Below are 17,705 nucleotides of genomic sequence, written 5' to 3'. Positions count from 1 at the left end.
CGGCGCTGGATCGCCGCGTCCGGGGATCGGCGAACGGTTCGCAGTGCCCGGCACCGGCGTATCGTCCGGCCATGGACGCAGAAGAAGTACCTCTGCTCGGTGCGGTGCGCCAGGCACTCGACAGCGGGCATCCGCTCGACCTCCTGGGGCTTGCCGCCGTGCTGATCCTCGCGACCACGACGGGACCGGTGATGCTCGCGCCGGAGTCGGAGGGACAGCCGGCCGGCCTCGGGGAACTCGTCGCCTCGCTCGTCGACGTGGAGGCCCCTGAGACAACGGTGTTGCTGACCGTGCTCGGCGAGATGCTGGGCGAGGACGACGCACTGCGCGCCCGCTGCGGGCACGCGGCCGCGGCGCGCCGCCACCACCTGCCGGGTTGGCTCGCCACGCTCGGACGAACGACCGTCCGCCGGGCCGTGCGAATGACGCATGTGCTCGGCGACGGCGACGAACTCCTTCTCGGGGTCCGGTTCGCCGACGGGCAGGAGATGACGTGCGTCGTGAACATCGACCATCTGGCGGGGTCCTCGGTCGGTGATGCGTTCTTCGTCCCGGACTCCGTCGACGCCGTCCTGTCGGTCGCGGAGGCCGCGAACACCGATCCCGACACCACATTCGACGACATCACCGTCGCCGATGCCCGGGCCGGTCTGCGGGAAGCGCTCGAACGTCCGCTGCCGGGACTCGCGTCGACGGAGTCGGACACCTGGCCCGCCTGTCGTCCGCTGGTGGAGTGGCTGATCCGGCTGATGCCGCCGGACGGGTCGAGTTTCCTCGTCACACAGAGGAGTCCGGAGCATGCGCGGGACGTCTGCACGCGCTTCTTCCGCTCCCCGGCGGGGGCGCCGTTCCGGGATCTGGATCACCGGGTGCTCCTCGTGCACTGCCTTCAGGACGGGGACCCGTTGCGGTGGAGTGCGGCGCGATTGAGCCGACTCCTGGAGTCGGCGGTCGCCGAGGACGTCGCGTCGAGAGAGGCCCGGTTGGATATGCCCGCGATGATGGCCGCGTTCGTGCCGTTCGCCCACGCCGAGGCCGGGATCAGGGCCGAGTTGACCGACGAGTCCGTCGCCGCGGTCGTGGAGGCGGCCGACGACTACCGAGCGGCCCTACGCCCTTGACCTGACCGCTTGAGACCGCGGAAACGGGTTACCCGTCGGCATGGAATTCGGCATCTCGACCTTCGTCAACGACGACAGCATCGATCCCGTCTCGCTGGCGCGGGCGGTCGAGGAACGCGGCTTCGCCTCGCTGCAGGTGGCTGAGCACACCCACATCCCGGCGAGCCGCGAGTCACCGTACCCGGAAGGCGGGGACCTGCCCTCGGTCTACTACCGCACGCTGGACCCGTTCGTCACGCTCGCCGCCGCCGCGGCGGTCACCCGGCACATCGAGCTGGTCACGGGCATCGCACTTCTCATCCAGCGCGATCCCATCATCACCGCCAAGGAAGGGGCCAGTGTCGACCTGATCTCCGGCGGCCGTTTCGTGTTCGGTGTCGGCGCCGGCTGGAACATCGAGGAACTGCGCCACCACGGCACGGACCCGAAGACCCGCGGTGCCCTGCTCGACGAGCGCATCGAGGCCGTCAAGGCGCTGTGGACCGACGAACCCGCCGAGTACCACGGGCGGTACGTCGACTTCGAACCGTCGTTCAGCCGCCCGAAACCGGTGCAGAAACCGCATCCACCGATCTACATCGGCGGCAACTCCGATGCGACGGTCAAGCGGGTCATCCGGCACGACGCCGGATGGATCTCCAACCCGCTGCCCGTCGAACAGCTCACCAGACGCGTCGAGCAGATGCGTGACGGCGCAGGCCACGACGTCCCGCTGGCGATGTTCGGCACGCCGCCCGAGCCGGAGTACTGGCGCGCTGCGGAGGATCTCGGATTCGGTCAACTGGCGCTGTTGTTACCGACCAGGCCGCGCGACGAATCACTACGGCGGCTCGACGAATTCGCGGCGATGGTGGAACAGTACCGGTCCACCGACCCGCCGGCCCACGCGATGTAGCCGTCCGGGCGTACGAGCACGGCCGGACCGGCATCGCTGCGTTCGGCCTGCTGTCCCTCGAACGAGTTCACCACGGCGGCACCGCGTTCGCGGACGAGGACGAAGCCCGGTGTACGGAGCAGTTCGGTGATGCGTCCCTCGGACAACGGGATCCGGGTGCCCCGGGTGCCGACCAGGCCGGGGCCCCGATAGCGCAGGCCGGTGCCGGCGAAACTGCCCGCGACGCCGTCACGAATCGCCGGAACGCGAAGGAGTCCGGGTGCCAACAGGTTTCGCAGCCACCGCGCCGCCCGCGGGTGCAGCGTGAGGCCCCGCGCCATCAATCCGGACTGCCGCAGCACGCGCCGGCCGACCGGATGCCGTTCGGTGTGGTAGGTGTCGAGGAGGGCGTCGTCCGACCCGGCCAGCACGGCGTCGAGCTTCCATGCGAGGTTCGCCGCGTCCTGGATGCCGGTGTTCATGCCCTGCCCACCCATCGGCGAGTGCACGTGCGCGGCGTCCCCGGCCAGGAACACGCGCCCGTGGCGGTACTGCGCGACCTGCCTCTCGTCACAATGGAAGCGCGACGTCCAGCCGACATCCACCAGGCCAGGGTCGGCACCGAACGCCCTGGTGAGCGCTGTGGGGGCGACCTCGGCGCCGTCGGCGGGCACGTCGTCGGGAACCTGGCGGTGACGGTTCCACGTCATGGCTCGAAACCAGGACCCGTCGGCGTCGTGGCGGTCGTAGGGGGCAAGGAATCCGAGCACGTCGCGGGTACTGTGCACCGTCAGGCCCCCGCCGGTGGGACCGTCGGCCAGCTTGACGTCGGCCAGGACGAGAGAGGACAGGATCGTCTTCCCCGGGAAGTCGACTCCCAGCACCCGACGCACCGCGCTGTGCGCGCCGTCCGCGCCGACGACATAGGCTGCCCGCCACACCGAGTCGCGTTCGGAGTCCGGCGTCCGGGCGGTGACCGTCACACCGCCGGCGTCCTGGTCGATGCCCACGACCTCGACGCCGCGACGAATCTCGGCACCCTGGTCCCGCGCATAGCCCTCGAGGGCCCGGTCGACGTTGGTCTGCGGCGTGACGAGCACGAACGGGTACGGCGAATCCAGGTGAGCGAGGTCGATCCGTGCGCCGGCGAAGAGCGACACCCGCGGCGCCCGGTGCCCGCACGCGATCAGGTCGTCGGCGAGTCCGCGCGCGTCGAGAACCTCCAGCGTGCGCGCCATGGTGGCGAACGCCCGGCTCGACGGGTTCGGGGCGGCGCGCTTCTCGAGCACCACGACGGTGCGGCCGGCGCGCGCGAGATCGCCCGCCGCGGTCAGACCGGTCGGCCCCGCGCCGACGACGAGGACGTCGACCGTGGCGGTCACCGGAGTGCCCCCTCCGGGTCGGGGTAGTACCGGCGGATGTCGTCCGGGGTGGCCTTGGCCTCGCGGTTGAAGACGAACCGACAGCCGGGCTGGCTGACGTGCGCGGCGTTGACGATCGCCTCGAACAACTGGGTGTTGCCGGCGACCAGGCGCACCCCGGCGCCGATCAGCACCGCGTCGTACCGCCCGGCGCTCAGCCAGGTCCTGGCCTTGTCGGCGCCCGCGTCGCCGAAGCCGATCAGACAGTTGTCGACGTGATAGCCGGCGGCGCGTAACGCGTCGACGTTCGCGTCGTTGGCGGCGCGCAGCGTCTCCTTCGACAGGTTCGCGAATTGGGCGAAGTCCGGAGAGGAGTAGTCGATGAGCTCGGGGTCGAGCCCGATCTGGATGGCGGTGACAGTCACGGCAGAGGCGCCCTTCGCTCAAGTCAACGGTTGTTGACCACGACGCTAGGCCGATGCCGCGGTCATGTCAACACGTGGTGACTAAGCGCTCGGCGCCGGCTCAGAACGCGGCCTCGGGGACCTCCATCAGGCCCAGGTCGACCGCTTCGACGGCGCAGCGCAGCGCAGTGAGGTGGGGAAGAACATTCGCCGTGAAGAACGCGGCGGTGGCGATCTTGCCTCGATAGAAGGCGTCGTCCGGCGGATGGTGGGCGAGGGCCTTCTGGGCAGCGTCCGCCTGCACGAGCAATCTCCAGCCGATGAGCAGGTCACCGACGGCGAGCAGGTAGGGCACCGACTGCATACCGATCTTGTAGATCTGCGTCGGCTGCTCCGAAGCCGAGAGCAGATAGCCGGTGAGTGCGGTCGTCATCGCCTGCACGTCTTCCAGTGCGGTCCGGACGCTTTCGGCCTGCTTCTTCAGGCCGCTGTCGGCCGTGTCGACGGTGTGGCTGATCTGAGAGGTCAGGTGTGCCAACGCCGCGCCGCCGTCGCGCACGACCTTGCGGAAGAAGAAGTCGAGGGCCTGGATCGCGGTGGTGCCCTCGTACAGCGAGTCGATCTTGGCGTCGCGGACGTACTGCTCGACGGGGTAGTCCTGCAGGTAGCCGGAACCGCCGAGGGTTTGAAGAGACTCGGTGAGGATGCTGTATGCGCGCTCCGAGCCGACACCCTTGAGAATCGGCAGGAGGAGATCGTCGACGCGGTGGGCCATTCCGGGATCCGCACCCGAGACATGCTGTGCCACATCGGGATTCTGATGGGCGGCGGCATACAGGTACAGCGCCCGCAGCCCTTCGGCATAGGCCTTCTGGGTCATCAGGCTGCGACGCACGTCGGGATGCCTGATGATCGCGACCCGTGGGGCGGTCTTGTCGGTCATCTGCGTCATGTCGGCGCCCTGCACTCTGACCTTCGCGTAGGCCAGTGCGTTGAGGTAGCCGGTCGACAACGTGCCCGCCGACTTGACCCCGATGGTCATCCGGGCGTGCTCGATGACCGTGAACATCTGCGCGATGCCGTTGTGGACGTCGCCGACGAGGTATCCGACGGCCGGTATGCCATGCGCACCGAAGGTGAGTTCGCATGTGGGCGAGGACTTCAGGCCCATCTTGTGTTCCAGCCCGGTCGCGAACACGCCGTTGCGGGGTCCGAGTTCGAGCGTGTCGGGATCGAAGAGATACTTCGGCACGTAGAACAGGCTCAGTCCCTTGGTGCCCGGCCCGGCACCCTCCGGACGGGCCAGCACCAGGTGGAATATGTTCTCGGCCGAGTCCCCGACGTCGCCGCCGGAGATGAAGGTCTTGACGCCCTCGATGTGCCAGGTGCCGTCCGGCTGGGCCGTCGCGCGCGTGCGGCCCGCGCCGACGTCGGAACCGGCGTCCGCCTCGGTCAGCACCATGGTGGCGGCCCAGCCGCGTTCCAACCCGCCTGCCGCCCAACGTTTTTGCTGATCTGTGCCCTCGATGGCGAGTGCCTGCGCCATGGTCGGCCCCAAGGCCCAGAAGAACGCTGCCGACGGGTTCGCGCACACCAGCATCTCCTGGATCGCCCAGGCCAGCGCAGCGGGGGCGGGCACGCCGCCGATCTCCTCGGCGAGGCCGACGCGCCACCATTCGGCGGCCTTGACCGCCCGCACCGACGCGGCCAGTGGCAGGGGTACCGACACGGTGTGAGTCACGGGGTCGAGGACCGGCGGATTGCGGTCGGCATCGGCGAACGAGTCGGCGAGCGGGCCCTCCGCCAGGCGGGCCGCCTCGGCGAGCATCGTTCGGGCCGTCTCCTCGTCGAGGTCGCCGTAGCCACCGGAGTCGAGAACCACTCCGAGTCTCAACACCTCGAAGAGGTTGAACGCGATGTCGCGCACGTTGGCGATGTAGTGGCCCATCGGTCATCCCCGATCCTGCGAGATGGACAGAAGTGTCCGTGAGCAGGGAAGACGTACGCAACCGTAACCTACGGTGACGCAACCGGAGGGTTCCAGGTCGCGCCACCGTGTTGTGACCCAGATCACATTACCTCTCGCCCGACGCCCGCTTCGCTTGGGAGCTCCACCGGCCGGGTACAGGCGTGCGAACACATGACTGCGGAGGGGTGGCCCGGCCGGATGACGTCAACGGACTCGTTGTGTCCCAAGCGCATGCAGTTCGGCCCCTGCGGCGGTGTCCGTCCGGACGGACAGTGCGAGATGCGGAAGGGCCCCTGCGCTTTCCCCGATGTCGTGCCGTGGTCGGGAGTCGAACCGGCGCCACGTCCGGCGCAGGCCCCGCTGGTGCTCACCGACTTCAGTTGCGCACCGTTCGACGAGTCCGACGTCGCGGCGACCGCCGCCATCCTGGCGCAGTCGTGTGACGCCGTGCTGGTCGGCGAGCACCAGAACCGGCCGGATTTCCCACCCACTCTGATGGGCCGCCTGCTCCTCGACGCCGGGATGACGCCGTGGATCACCCTGTCGTGCCGCGACCGCAACCGCGTGGTTCTCGAGCAGGAACTACGCGGTCTGCGCATGCTCGGGGTCGGCACCGTGCTCTGCGTGACCGGCGACGGCCGCGGCTACGACGTGCGGCCGGACGTCACCCAGACCTTCGACCTCGACGGCCCCCGTTTGGTGTCGCTGGCCGCATCGGTCGGGATGGTGCCTGCCGTGCCGGAGACGCCCACCGCACCGCCGGTGCATGCCCGGCCGGCCCGCCTGGTCGAGAAGCAGCGGGCGGGAGCCAGCCTCGCCGTGCTCAACCACGTGCCGTTCCCCGAGTCCATCGCCGAGTTCATGGCCACGGCACGGGCCGCCGGGTTGTCGATTCCGGTGATCGCCGCGGTGGCGGTGTTCACCGACGTGGTGTCGGCCGCGGTTCTGCAGGGGCTGCCCGGCCTCGAACTCGACCAGTCGGTGGTCGACGAGGTCCTCGGTGCGGCCGATCCGGTGGCGGCAGGCATCGCGGCCGCCGTCGCCGAGGCGCGGGCGCTGCTGTCGATCGAGGGGGTCGAGGGCGTCAATGTCTCCGGGCTGGCTTCCGCTTCCGGCACGCGGGTGGGCGCGGAGATCAAGGCCGAGGTCGGCCGGCTCGTCAAAGCTGAGGTGGGGGCATGACGGAAGCGATGGACGCCGAGTTCGACACGGTGGCCGAGTGGACGGCGCAGGTCGCCGCCGATCTGGGTCCGGACTACTACATCCCCGCGGGATGCCGGGGCAGCGGCAGCCCGGCCGCCCTGGACTGGCTCATCGAGCAATTGCAGTTGACGCCGGACGATTCGCTGCTCGACTGCGGGGCCGGCGTCGGGGGACCGGCCGCATATGCCGCCGAAGCGGTGTCGCTGCGACCCCTGCTCGTCGAACCGGAGGCGGGCGCCTGCCGCGCCGCCCGAACCCTGTTCGGCTTCCCCGTGATCCGGGCGGTCGGCTCGGCGCTGCCGCTGGCCGACGCCAGCGTCGACGCCGCCTGGTCGCTGGGCGTGCTGTGCACGACCCCGCACCAGCTCGAGCTGCTCACCGAGATGCGCCGCACCGTGCGGCCGCCGGGCCGCATTGCGCTTCTCGCCTTCGTCTCGCGCGAGCCCTTGTTGACCAAACAGCCCGAGGGGAACCACTTTCCGGCACGCGGGGATCTCATCGAGTTGATCGCCGAAGCGGGCCTGCGCATCGAGAAGTGGCGCGGCACGGCCGACCTTCCCGCGATCCCCCGCACATGGACCGACCGCGTCGACGCGGTCACCGAGGCGCTCGCCGAGCGGCACGGGGCGTCGCGGGCCTGGCAACTCGCCGAGCGGCAGAGCGGCCGGATCGCCGACCTGCTGGCCGAAGGCGCCGTCACGGGCGAGATGCTGGTGCTACGGCACGCGTGAGTGTCCGATCTTGGAAACCGCCGCCGACAGCTGCCCGTAGCGCTCCAGTTCGGTTCGCAGCGGCGCCAACACCAGTTCCTCGGCAACCCCGTCGACTCGTCGGTGCAACTCGGACGCCACCTTGCGTCGCCGCCGCGTCGCTCCCAGTGCCACGAACGGCCGTACGAGGATGCGCAGGACCAGTCCGAGGGCGAGCCCGCCGAGGAGCAGCACCGTCGGCAGCGCGAACGGGCCGAGCGACGGAGCGTCCAGGTCGATCTGCAGGTACGCCAGTACGGCGAGCGCACCCAGCCACACGCCTCCCGCGACGGCCACCGCGACGAGCAACCATTGCAGCACCCCGACCAGCCGCCACCAGCGCGGTGACCGGGCCATCCCGAGATCGGCCCCGCCGACGGCCCTGTCGAGGGCGTCGGGGACCGAATCGGCGTGAGATCGCGCCGCCTCGCGCATGATTCGCGGCCACGGTGCGGGGAGCCGATCCGATGCGGTGTCGGCCAGCGCACGCATCGCGCTGTCGACGCCGGCGCGCGAGGCAGCCGAACCCGACGGCATCGACGTCCGCCGGAGGATTTCGCCCTGGGTGTCGGGGGAGTCCAGACCGAGACGGCGCAACGGATCCGGGCGCAGTTTGGGGATCCAGCGTACCGGTGGCCAACCGGTCGCGGCCAGACCCCGGCGGGTGTGCGCCCGGCCGACGGCGTCGACCACGGTGGGGACCGCCGCCGCACCGGCCAGGGCGTCACGCAGATGCCGTTCGGCGTCCCGCAGCGCGGGTTCGGAGCCACGCGCGGGGACCAGCGGTGTGAGCCGTGCGGCCATCGCGTCGAGATCGGCGCTCACCCGCGCCGTCCGGGCCCGGTGATCGGCCACGGTGGAGACGAGGAACTCGTGCAACTCCGAGGCGCCGTCCGGTTTCACGGCCGAGGTGGCGAGTACCGGCACGCCGGTCAGGCCGTCCTCGGCGAGCAGCCGGTGCAGATCGTGCATGCACGACGCCAGGTCGGGCAGGGGCAGTCGGTCGGCCTGGTTGAGCACGACGACCATCACCTCGCGGTGCGGCGCCAGCGGCCGCAGATACTCGTCGTGCAGCACGGCGTCGGCGTACTTCTGCGGGTCGAGCACCCACACGAACGCGTCGACGAGGCGGATGAGCCGGTCGACCTCGGCGCGGTGCGTCGCCTCGATGGAGTCGTGGTCGGGCAGGTCGAGCAGAACGAGCCCGGACAGGTGCGGGGTGGCCGAGGCTCCGCCGGTCTGACGGTTGCGAACGTCCAGCCAGTCGAGGAGCTCCGTGGCGGGTGACGGCCCGAAGACGACGGCCTGGGTGGCCGACGTGGTCGGCCGGCGGATGCCCACCTGAGCCAACGGTGCCCCCGCCACCGCGTTGAACAACGACGACTTGCCGCTTCCGGTCGCACCCGCCAACGCCACGACGGTGTGCTCACCGGACAACCGCAACCGGGTTCCGGCACGCGCGTCGAGGTTGTGGACGTCGGCCAGGACGTCCTCGGGGAGCCGGCCGGCACCGAGCGCCGCCACCGACGACAACGCGGCCAGCCGTTCGACGAGACTCATTGCAGCACCGCGGCAACGCGATTCGCGGCCGCCCGCAGGTCGTCGCCGCTGACCGCCGACGCCGCCGAGTCCAGGATCCAGAGATACCGCCCGGAATCCTCGGTCAACAACTGGCCGACGCGAGCGAGGAGTTCGTCACGCGCCTGGCGGGCCAGTCCGCGTACGGCCTGCTCGCCGAAGATCGCCTCCAGCACTTTCTGACTGGCCACGGTCGTCCCGCCGGCGACCGCGATCTCCGCTCCGGTCAAGCCGGCCGTCTGGCTGAACACGGCGAGCATGACGACCAGTCCGGCGCCGTTGACGCCGTAGGACGCCAACCGGGCCCCCGAGCGCTTCGACGCACCCTCGGTGCGGACGAGTTCGAGTACGAACCCCTCCCAATCACGGACCAGCCGCTCGACGGCCTCGGGCAATCCGGGTGCGGGCCGGGCCAGTTCGTCGGTCAGCAGCAGTGCGCCGGCCTGGTGTCGCGCCCAGCACGCGTAGGCCGATTCGGCGGCGTCCTCGACCGCTGCCCGCACGACGGTCGCGATGCCGGTCTCCAACGCCGACCCCAGTTCCTCGACCGGTGTGGACCGGCCGGTGACCGCGGAGACCATCCGGTCGCGGATACGGCCGACGCGGGATTCCAAGCGCCGCAGGAACTCTCCGGTGCCGACCACGTCCTGCCAACGCGCCAGCACCTCGCCGCGCAGCATGGCGCCGTCGCGGATGGCCTCGTCGACCCGCCCGAGGGCGCCGTCATAGGACGACCGCACGCACGACTCCAGCTGGGCGCGCACGTCGGCCTGTTCGTCGGCCGCGCCGGCCAGGGCGTACGTCCGCGGGGGCAGGCTGCGCAGCGCACCGTCGAGGGTGTAGCGCACCACCGACGCCCGCTGCTCGGCGTCCGCGGTGAGCCCGCCCAGCCAGGCGCGGATCGGCGCGATCGACTTCTCCTTCAACCGCCCGTTGCGCAGCGACTGCTCGGCGATCACGAACAGCGGCGCGCCGTTGAGCCCGCCGGCGGCGAGCATGTCCTGCAGATGGCCCGCCACGTCGTGGACGGCCTCGGGCGGGCAGCGGTCCAGCACGACGGCGATCGCGGTACCGCGGTCCCGCGCGGTGTGCAGCATGTGCCAGGGGACTGCGTCGGCGTAGCGGGCCGCGGTGGTGAGGAAGATCCAGAGGTCTGCGGCGGCCAGCAACGTGGACGCGAGTTCGCGGTTACTGCTCACGACGCTGTCGATGTCGGGGGCGTCGAGCAGCGCGAGGCCCGGCCCGATGCCCGGGTGGGGCGCCAACCGCAGCCCGTCCGGACCGGCCGATCGCGGTAACTGCGGCAGGATCCGGTCGTCGGTGAACCACTGCAGATCAGTCGGATGGCACACGATCACCGGGCCGCGGGTGGTCGGGCGCAGGACGCCCGACTGGCTGACGTCGGCGCCGACGAGTGAATTGATCAGCGTTGACTTGCCCGCGCCCGTCGAACCGCCGACCACCGCCAGCAGCGGTGCGTCGATACTGCGCAGCCGCGGGATCAGATAGTCCGAGAGCTGCCCGGTCAGCTGCCGGCGGTCGCGTTCCGCGGGCCACGCCGACGGCGCGGGAAGGGGAAAGGTGGTGCGCTCGAGCGCCGCGCCGAGGGCGACCACCGCGTCGAGGAGAGCCGTGGCCGCCGTCATCCCCTCAGCGTGCCTCACTCGGCCGTCGAGCGGACTGCTTTGACCGACCGGGACCCTTGCCGCATATACCCCCTGGGGGTATGGTGCGAACTGTGCACACACATGACCACCACCACGCCGAGGGCAGCGTCAACACGATGGCGCTCAGCGCGACGCTGCACTGCCTCACCGGGTGCGCGATCGGCGAGATCCTCGGCTTGATCATCGGAACCGCCATCGGGTTGAGCAACGTGGCCACCATCGGGCTCGCCGTCGCGCTGGCCTTCCTGTTCGGCTACGCGCTGTCGACGCTGCCGCTGCTGAGGGCGGGTCTCGCGTTCGGCACGGCACTGAGCGTGGTGTTGGCGGCCGACACCCTGTCGATCCTGACCATGGAGATCGTCGACAACCTCGTCATGGCCGCCATACCCGGTGCGATGAACGCCGGGTTGGTCAACGCGGTGTTCTGGGTGAGCATGATGATCGCTCTCGGTGCGGCCTTCCTCGCCGCCTACCCGGTCAACCGTTTCCTGCTCCGCCGGGGCAAAGGCCATGCGCTGACCCACGAGTACCACCACGGCGCCACGCACCCGAGCGGTGCGCGCCGGTTCATCCCGTCGTTGAGCACGGGGGCTTTGGCCGCGGCGATCATCGCGTTCATGCTCGGCGGCCTCGTGGTGTCGATCGCCGACGAACTCGGCGCCTCCGATGGCGGCTCGCACGCGCAGGCGGTCCCGCCCGACACGAATTGACGCCTGTGTTTGTCCAGCTCAGAGGGGGTGCGGGAAGGTTTCGCGCGGGTGAAGCGGTTTGCATGAACGAGCGCAGGGGTAGAGACCCGTCAGACGCACAACATCGTGGAGCTGAGAGGTATGAGTGGAAGACACCGGTCACCCGAGCCGATGACCCGGCCCCGGACGACGAACTGGCCCGTGGTCGTGGGCGGCTCGCTGTCGTTCGCCGTGGCCTCGGCAGGCGCCCTCGCCGGCGCGATCGTGCACTTCTCGTCACCCGAACCCGCCGCCCCCGCGCCGCAGGCACCGCAGGCCGCGAGCAGCGCACCGGTCACCCAGAACGGGACCGTCATCGCCGTGACCGCCGATTCGGTGACCACCCGCAGCGACGACGGACTCATCCAGACCTACCGGCTCACGCCGGACACCTATGCCGTGACGGCCGATCGCCAGCAGCCCGCCAGCCCGGCGGCGTCGTTCGCGGTCGACGATCGCGTGGCGGTCTTCGCCACCGTGCAGGCTGGTCAGCACGTCGCGACCGCCGTGGCCGACCAGGCGGCCGTCGGCCCGGACGGCCCACCCATGGACTACCTGGCCGCGTCCTGAGCGCTCACCGCACGGTGATGACGACCTTGCCCTTCGCCGTGCGATCCTCCAGCGCCGCAATGGCTTCGGCAGCCCGCTCGAGCGGGTAGACATCGGGTTGCGGCGCCGACACCGCGCCGGAGGCCAGCAGCGGCTCGAGTTCGGCCCACTGCTCGCGCACATAGCCCGGATGCGCGAAAGTCCAAGCGCCCCACCCCACGCCGACGACATCGACGTTGTTGAGCAGCAGCCGGTTCACCTTGACGGTGGGAATCTCGCCGCCGGTGAAGCCGATCACCAGCAGACGTCCGCCAGGGGCGAGGGAGCGCAGTGAGTCGGTGAACCGGTCGCCGCCGACCGGGTCGACCACGACGTCGACACCGCGGCCCCCGGTCACCTCCTTGACCGCGTCCTTGAAACCGTCGGCCAACACGACCTCGTCCGCGCCGGCCGCCCGCGCCACCGGGATCTTCTCCTCGGTGCTGACCACGGCGATGGTGCGGCCCGCACCGAAGGCCGGGGCCAAACGCAGTGTGGACGTGCCGATTCCACCGGCGGCGCCGTGGACCAGGACGGTCTCGCCCTGGGCCAGCCGACCGCGGGTACGCAGCGCGCAGTGCACCGTCAGATCGTTGAACAGCAGACCCGCGCCCGCTTCGAACGACACCGCGTCGGGCAGCGGGAACACCCGATCGGGCGCCAGCGCAACCACTTCGGCCATCCCGCCGGACAGCATCGTCAGACCCGCCACCCGGTCACCGGCGGACACGCCCGAATCGGCGGGGGCGCTGCGCACCACACCGGCGATCTCCGCCCCCGGCGTGAACGGCAGGTCCGGCTTGTACTGATAGAGCCCGCGCGTGAGCAGCGCGTCGGGGAACGCCACCCCGGCGGCGTGCACATCGATCAGCACCGAATCGGCATCCTCGGGTTCGTCGACGTCGACGACCTGGACCGAACCGGGACCGTCCAACCGGGCAATCTGAACCGCGCGCATGGTCGCTTCCTTCCGTCGACGGGAACCATTTAACATCCCGGGGTGATCGACGCCCGTGCCGCGGTACTGCTCCGACCCGGCGCAGACCCCACCCTGACCGATGTGGCCATCCGCCCGCCCGTCGGCGACGAGGTCCTGGTCCGCGTCGACGCGGTGGGCATCTGCCACACCGACCTCAGCGTGGCCGCCCGCTGGCCGGCCAGGCGCCTACCCATGGTGTTCGGTCACGAGGGCGCAGGCACCGTCGTGGCCCGCGGACCCGAGGCCGATCTGCCCACCGGACAACCGGTGGTGCTCACCTTCGCCAGCTGTGGACGGTGCTCCTTCTGCGCGGCGGGCCAACCGGCGTACTGCGAACGGTCCACCGACCACAACATGCGCGGCGACGGGGCGGGGGCGTCGAGCGCCCTGCGACTGGACGGCCAACCCATCGCCGGCGGCTTCTTCGGCCAGTCCAGTCACGCCACCTATGCCCTTGCGCGCCAACGCAACACCGTCGCCGTCGACGGCGGTCTCGACCCGGCGCTGGCCGCCCCGCTCGGGTGCAGCGTGCAGACCGGGGTCGGCACCGTCCTCAACGCCCTGGCCGCGCGTCCCGAGCACACCGTGGTCGTGTTCGGCGCCGGCGCGGTCGGACTGTCCGCCGTGATGGGTGCGCGAATCGCCGGGTGCCGGACCATCGTCGCCGTCGACCCGGTGGCCCGGCGGCGGGAGCTGGCCGCCGAACTCGGTGCCACCGCGACCGTCGACCCCGCCGGTGGCGACGTCACTGCCGCCGTGCTCGATGCGACCGGCGGCGGGGCGCACGCCGCCGTCGACACCACCGCGGTGCCCGACGTGGTCTCCATCGCGCTCACGGCGCTGCGCCCGCGCGGCGCGCTGGCGCTCGTCGGGCTCGGGGCGCCGGTCGCACCGCTGCCGGTGGGGCTGATCATGGGTCGCGGCCTGACGGTGCGCGGCGTCGTCGAAGGCGACAGCGAACCCCACGCCTTCATCCCGCGCCTGGTCGCCCTCGTCCGGTCCGGCGAACTGCCGCTCGACCGGTTGATCACCACTTTCCCGTTCGAGGAATTCGATGCCGCCTGGTCGGCCGCCAAATCCGGGCGCGTTATCAAGCCGGTGCTGGTCACCGAGGGCTAGGCTGTAAAACCCGGCGACGTTGCCGGCGCCGATGGGAGCACCCGTGAGCAGCGCACGACCGACCACCCGATTCGCTGCCGCGCGGGCATTGCCGCCGGGCCGGGTGGTCCCGGTGCGCTCGGTCGACGGGGTCCGGTTGCACACCGAGGTCTTCGGGCCCGAGGACGCTCCGCCGGTCGTCCTCGCTCATGGCATCACGTGCGCGATTCGGGTCTGGGCCTACCAGATCGCCGACCTCGCACGCGATCACCGGGTCATCGCCTTCGACCATCGCGGACACGGCCGCAGCGGGGTACCGCCGCGGCGCGGCAACTACAGCCTCGACTACCTGGCCGCCGACCTCGACGCGGTGCTCGACGCGACCGTCGCCGCCGGCGAGCGGGCGGTGGTCGCGGGTCACTCGATGGGCGGGATCGCGATCACGAGCTGGGCCGAACGCTTCCCCGAGCGGGTGGCGCAGCGGGCCGCGGGCGTCGCCCTGATCAACACCACCACCGGCGATCTCCTCCGCGACATCCAGTTCCTCCCGGTGCCGCACCGGCTGTCGGCGACGCGGGTTCGGGCCGCCGGCACCGTCATCAAGACGTTCGGTGCGGCGCCCCTGCTCGCCGCCGCGCACCGGCCGAGCCGCCGCTTCGTCTCCGAGTTGGCCGTCGGTCGGGCCGCCGACCCCGCCGTCGCGGCGTTCGTGTTCGAGCTGTTCGCCGGCACACCCGCCGCGGGGCGCGGCGGGTGGGCCAGGGTGCTGGTCGAATCTCTCGGTCCGCGCCACATCGGCCTGGAGAACCTCCACGTGCCGACCCTCGTGATCGGCAGCGACAAGGACCGCCTGCTGCCGATCACCTCGGCGAAGCGGATCGCCGAGACCGTGCCCAACCTCGCGGCGTTCCTCGAACTCACCGGTGGGCACTGCGCCATCCTGGAACGCCCGGACGAGGTCAACGGCGCGCTGCGCAACCTGGTGGAATCCGTGAGGGCGCCGCGCCGCGCCACGTCCTAACGCGACAACCGCTCGTGCACCTCGGCGGCGGCCCGCTGCCCCGAGCGCACCGCACCGTCGAGGAAGCCCGTCCACCGGTCCGCGGTTTCCGTTCCGGCCCAGTGGATTCCGTCGACCGGTGTGCGCAGCCACTGACCGTGGGCCGTCCACGCACCCGGTGGCACCGCCGCCGTCGGGCCGCCCGGCGCGAACGCCTCGGCGCCCCACAGGTGGTCGACGTAGTCGACCGGCGCCGCGGCCTCGTCGCCGAACAGCGCGGCGAACCCGGCGAGCGCACGTGTCCGGCGCTCCTCCGGCGAGAGCACGTCGAACGCCGCGGCGTCGGTGAAGCCGAGAAGGACCCCGGGCCCGTCGTCGGACGGGCTGACGTCGAAGGTGATGAACACCGGGCCCTCGTCGGAGAGCGCCTCACCCGAACAGCCGCCCTCGCGCCAGAACGGCCGGTCGTAGGCGGCGTAGGCCTTGCTCAACCGGCCCTGCGGCCAGTGGGTGGCCAAATCGGTGTAGCCGGCCGGTAGCCGCGGCTCGAACGTGATCGCGTCGCGGTGCGCGGGCGCGATCGCGACGATCACCGCACGCGCCGTCGCATGGCCGGAGTCGGTGTGCACCTGCAGCGTCCCGTCCGCGTCCCGTTGCACCCGCCGCACCGGCGCGCCGATCCGGACCCGGTCGCCCAGCTCTGCGGCCATCCGGGAGGCGATCTCCTGGGCGCCGCCCGGGAAACGGTCCTGCTGCGCGCCGCCCTCGACGTCGAGCATGCACCCGATACCGCCGGCCGCCTTGACGTACCGCGCGGCGTGCAGCATCGACACCGCATCGGGTTCACACCCCCAGGTCACCCGCGACATGATCGCCATCAGGTCGCGGGTGGAGGCGCTCGCGTGCACCGACCGCAGCCACATTTCCAGGCTGAGATCGTCGAGGCGGTGCGCACTCGCCGCGGTCCACGGCGCGGCGAGTGGGATCTGCTTGCACAACCGCTCGAAGCGCCACTGGATGCGGCTGACGTCGAGCAGTTCGATGATCGACAGCCGCGGCACCGTGCTGCGGTAGGAGCGCACGCGCCCGCGCCAGCGGATGAGGTTCTTGCCACGGCTGTACGTGCGGACGGTGACGCAACCCAGTTCCCTCGCCAGCGCGGCGACCGCGTCCTGGGTCGGGCCGATGAACGTGGCGCCCAGGTCGACGGGGATCCCCGCGACCGTCGTGGTGTACGCCCGGCCGCCGACCCGGTCGCGTCCTTCGAACACCACGACGTCGTGGCCGCGGCGGGTGAGTTCGCGCGCCGCCGTGAGCCCGGCGAACCCGGCCCCCACCACGACGACGTCGGCGCCGGCCGATGCAGTCATCCGACTAGGCTCTCACGTCGTGCAGGTGATGACGGCGCTGTTCGGGCCGACAGATGCGATCGAACGAGCCCACGCCCTGCGCGAGGCGGGCGCCGACGGGGTCTTCACCTTCGAGGGACCCCACGACGTCTTCACCCCGCTGACGCTCGCGTCGACCGTGGGCGGGCTGGACCTGATGACCAACGTCGCGATCGCGTTCCCGCGCAATCCGATTCACCTCGCACATCAGGCCGTCGACCATCAGATCCTGTCCGGCGGGCGGTTCACGCTCGGTCTGGGCACGCAGATCCGCACGCAGATCGAGAAACGGTTCGGCGCCGAGTTCGACCGACCCGTCGCGCGGATGACCGAGTTGATCGCTGCGCTGCGGGCGATCTTCGCCACCTGGTCGACCGGGGAGCGGCTGGACTTCCGCGGGGAGTTCTACCGGCACACGCTGATGACACCGAACTTCACGCCGCGCGACAACGCGTTCGGACCGCCGCCGATCTACGTGGGGGCGCTCGGCCCGCGGCTGACCAGGGCGGCCGCCGAGCACGCCGACGGGCTGCTGGTGATGCCGTTCGGCACCAAACGGTTCCTGCACGAATCGACGATGTCGGCGGTCGCCGAGGGTCTCGGCGCCGCGGGGCGCGATGCCGCGCAGTTCGCCGTCGTCCCGGAGATCATCGTGTCCGTCGCGTCCGAGCAGAATCCCGACCACGCCGCCACCCGACAGTTGCTGGCGTTCTACGGGTCGACGCCGGCCTACCGTCCGGTGCTGGACCTGCACGGGTGGGGCGATCTGCAGCCGGAGCTGCACGCGATGTCCAAACAGGGCCGCTGGCAGGAGATGGCGACGCTCATCCCCGACGAGGTGCTGCACACCATCGCGGCCTGCGGCAGCCCCGCGGAGATCGCCGCGCACATCCGCGACCGGGTGGCCGGCGTTGCCGACAGGATCTGCCTCTACCAGCCCCGGCCGATCGACGTGGATTCGTTGGCCCGGATCGTCGACGCACTGCGCGGGTGAGCCC

The 17,705-nt window shown here is 71.0% G+C and carries 16 protein-coding genes; 9 read left to right on the top strand and 7 right to left on the bottom strand.

What is annotated here, in order from left to right; all coding sequences use genetic code 11:
• Window positions 1-71: 71 nt before the first annotated feature.
• Together AU196_RS21740 and AU196_RS25335 are read left to right on the top strand one after the other, a co-directional pair.
• Entirely contained in the window at window positions 72-1,121 is a 1,050-nt protein-coding gene (locus AU196_RS21740) for a hypothetical protein (protein WP_059097134.1), read from the top strand.
• A gap of 40 nt (window positions 1,122-1,161) precedes the next feature.
• A complete protein-coding gene (locus AU196_RS25335; RefSeq protein WP_157546584.1) occupies window positions 1,162-2,016 on the top strand; it encodes an LLM class F420-dependent oxidoreductase in 855 nt (284 codons plus the stop codon).
• On the opposite strand, the gene AU196_RS21730 is transcribed toward AU196_RS25335, so the two are convergent.
• The 3 genes from AU196_RS21730 to AU196_RS21720 form a co-directional block, all read right to left on the bottom strand.
• Window positions 1,899-3,377, bottom strand: a complete 1,479-nt coding sequence (locus tag AU196_RS21730) for an FAD-dependent oxidoreductase (protein ID WP_082695828.1) — start codon at window positions 3,375-3,377, stop codon at window positions 1,899-1,901. The two genes, AU196_RS25335 and AU196_RS21730, sit on opposite strands and share 118 nt — an antisense overlap.
• On the bottom strand, window positions 3,374-3,781 hold the full coding sequence (locus AU196_RS21725; RefSeq protein WP_059097132.1) for a hypothetical protein: 408 nt from the start codon (window positions 3,779-3,781) through the stop codon (window positions 3,374-3,376). The genes AU196_RS21730 and AU196_RS21725 overlap by 4 nt, the downstream gene beginning before the upstream one ends.
• A gap of 100 nt (window positions 3,782-3,881) precedes the next feature.
• Window positions 3,882-5,708 carry an acyl-CoA dehydrogenase gene (locus AU196_RS21720; protein WP_059097131.1) on the bottom strand — a complete coding sequence of 609 codons (1,827 nt, stop codon included), beginning with the start codon at window positions 5,706-5,708 and terminating at the stop codon, window positions 3,882-3,884.
• 219 nt (window positions 5,709-5,927) lie between these two features.
• On the opposite strand from AU196_RS21720, the gene AU196_RS21715 reads away from it, so the two are divergent.
• Both AU196_RS21715 and AU196_RS21710 read left to right on the top strand, forming a co-directional pair.
• Window positions 5,928-6,911: a methylenetetrahydrofolate reductase C-terminal domain-containing protein gene (locus AU196_RS21715; RefSeq protein ID WP_059097130.1), complete on the top strand. Its 984-nt coding sequence runs from the start codon at window positions 5,928-5,930 to the stop codon at window positions 6,909-6,911.
• Entirely contained in the window at window positions 6,908-7,663 is a 756-nt protein-coding gene (locus AU196_RS21710) for a class I SAM-dependent methyltransferase (protein ID WP_059097129.1), read from the top strand. The genes AU196_RS21715 and AU196_RS21710 overlap by 4 nt, the downstream gene beginning before the upstream one ends.
• Here AU196_RS21710 and AU196_RS21705 read toward each other — a convergent pair.
• Together AU196_RS21705 and AU196_RS21700 are read right to left on the bottom strand one after the other, a co-directional pair.
• The gene (locus AU196_RS21705; protein WP_059097128.1) at window positions 7,649-9,241 is read right to left on the bottom strand and encodes a GTPase family protein; all 1,593 of its coding nucleotides are present in this window, start codon (window positions 9,239-9,241) and stop codon (window positions 7,649-7,651) included. The genes AU196_RS21710 and AU196_RS21705 overlap by 15 nt on opposite strands.
• Complete coding sequence (locus AU196_RS21700) at window positions 9,238-10,905, bottom strand: dynamin family protein (protein ID WP_231737673.1); 1,668 nt, start codon at window positions 10,903-10,905, stop codon at window positions 9,238-9,240. Before AU196_RS21700 ends, AU196_RS21705 begins: the two co-directional genes overlap by 4 nt.
• A gap of 92 nt (window positions 10,906-10,997) precedes the next feature.
• On the opposite strand from AU196_RS21700, the gene AU196_RS21695 reads away from it, so the two are divergent.
• Window positions 10,998-11,636: a DUF4396 domain-containing protein gene (locus AU196_RS21695; RefSeq protein WP_231737672.1), complete on the top strand. Its 639-nt coding sequence runs from the start codon at window positions 10,998-11,000 to the stop codon at window positions 11,634-11,636.
• A 120-nt stretch (window positions 11,637-11,756) separates the two neighbouring features.
• On the top strand, window positions 11,757-12,224 hold the full coding sequence (locus tag AU196_RS21690; RefSeq protein WP_059097127.1) for a hypothetical protein: 468 nt from the start codon (window positions 11,757-11,759) through the stop codon (window positions 12,222-12,224).
• 4 nt (window positions 12,225-12,228) lie between these two features.
• Here the strand turns inward: AU196_RS21690 and AU196_RS21685 are convergent, their stop codons facing one another.
• Window positions 12,229-13,200 (bottom strand): NADPH:quinone oxidoreductase family protein, encoded by a 972-nt coding sequence (locus AU196_RS21685; RefSeq protein ID WP_059097126.1) that lies wholly within the window; start codon window positions 13,198-13,200, stop codon window positions 12,229-12,231.
• A gap of 42 nt (window positions 13,201-13,242) precedes the next feature.
• Here AU196_RS21685 and AU196_RS21680 point away from each other — a divergent pair, with 42 nt between their 5' ends.
• Window positions 13,243-14,340, top strand: a complete 1,098-nt coding sequence (locus tag AU196_RS21680; RefSeq protein ID WP_059097125.1) for an NAD(P)-dependent alcohol dehydrogenase — start codon at window positions 13,243-13,245, stop codon at window positions 14,338-14,340.
• A gap of 43 nt (window positions 14,341-14,383) precedes the next feature.
• Entirely contained in the window at window positions 14,384-15,340 is a 957-nt protein-coding gene (locus tag AU196_RS21675) for an alpha/beta fold hydrolase (RefSeq protein WP_059097124.1), read from the top strand.
• Here AU196_RS21675 and AU196_RS21670 read toward each other — a convergent pair.
• Complete coding sequence (locus AU196_RS21670) at window positions 15,337-16,689, bottom strand: flavin monoamine oxidase family protein (RefSeq protein WP_059097123.1); 1,353 nt, start codon at window positions 16,687-16,689, stop codon at window positions 15,337-15,339. The genes AU196_RS21675 and AU196_RS21670 overlap by 4 nt on opposite strands.
• Window positions 16,690-16,717: 28 nt before the next feature.
• Here AU196_RS21670 and AU196_RS21665 point away from each other — a divergent pair, with 28 nt between their 5' ends.
• Window positions 16,718-17,701, top strand: a complete 984-nt coding sequence (locus AU196_RS21665; RefSeq protein ID WP_059097173.1) for a TIGR03617 family F420-dependent LLM class oxidoreductase — start codon at window positions 16,718-16,720, stop codon at window positions 17,699-17,701.
• Window positions 17,702-17,705: the final 4 nt, after the last annotated feature.

Source organism: Mycobacterium sp. IS-1742 (assembly GCF_001500125.1).
In the GTDB taxonomy this organism is placed as follows: Bacteria; Actinomycetota; Actinomycetes; order Mycobacteriales; family Mycobacteriaceae; genus Mycobacterium.
The sequence above is the reverse complement of the archived record's forward strand: the minus strand, read 5'-3'. Positions and strand labels throughout refer to the sequence as shown.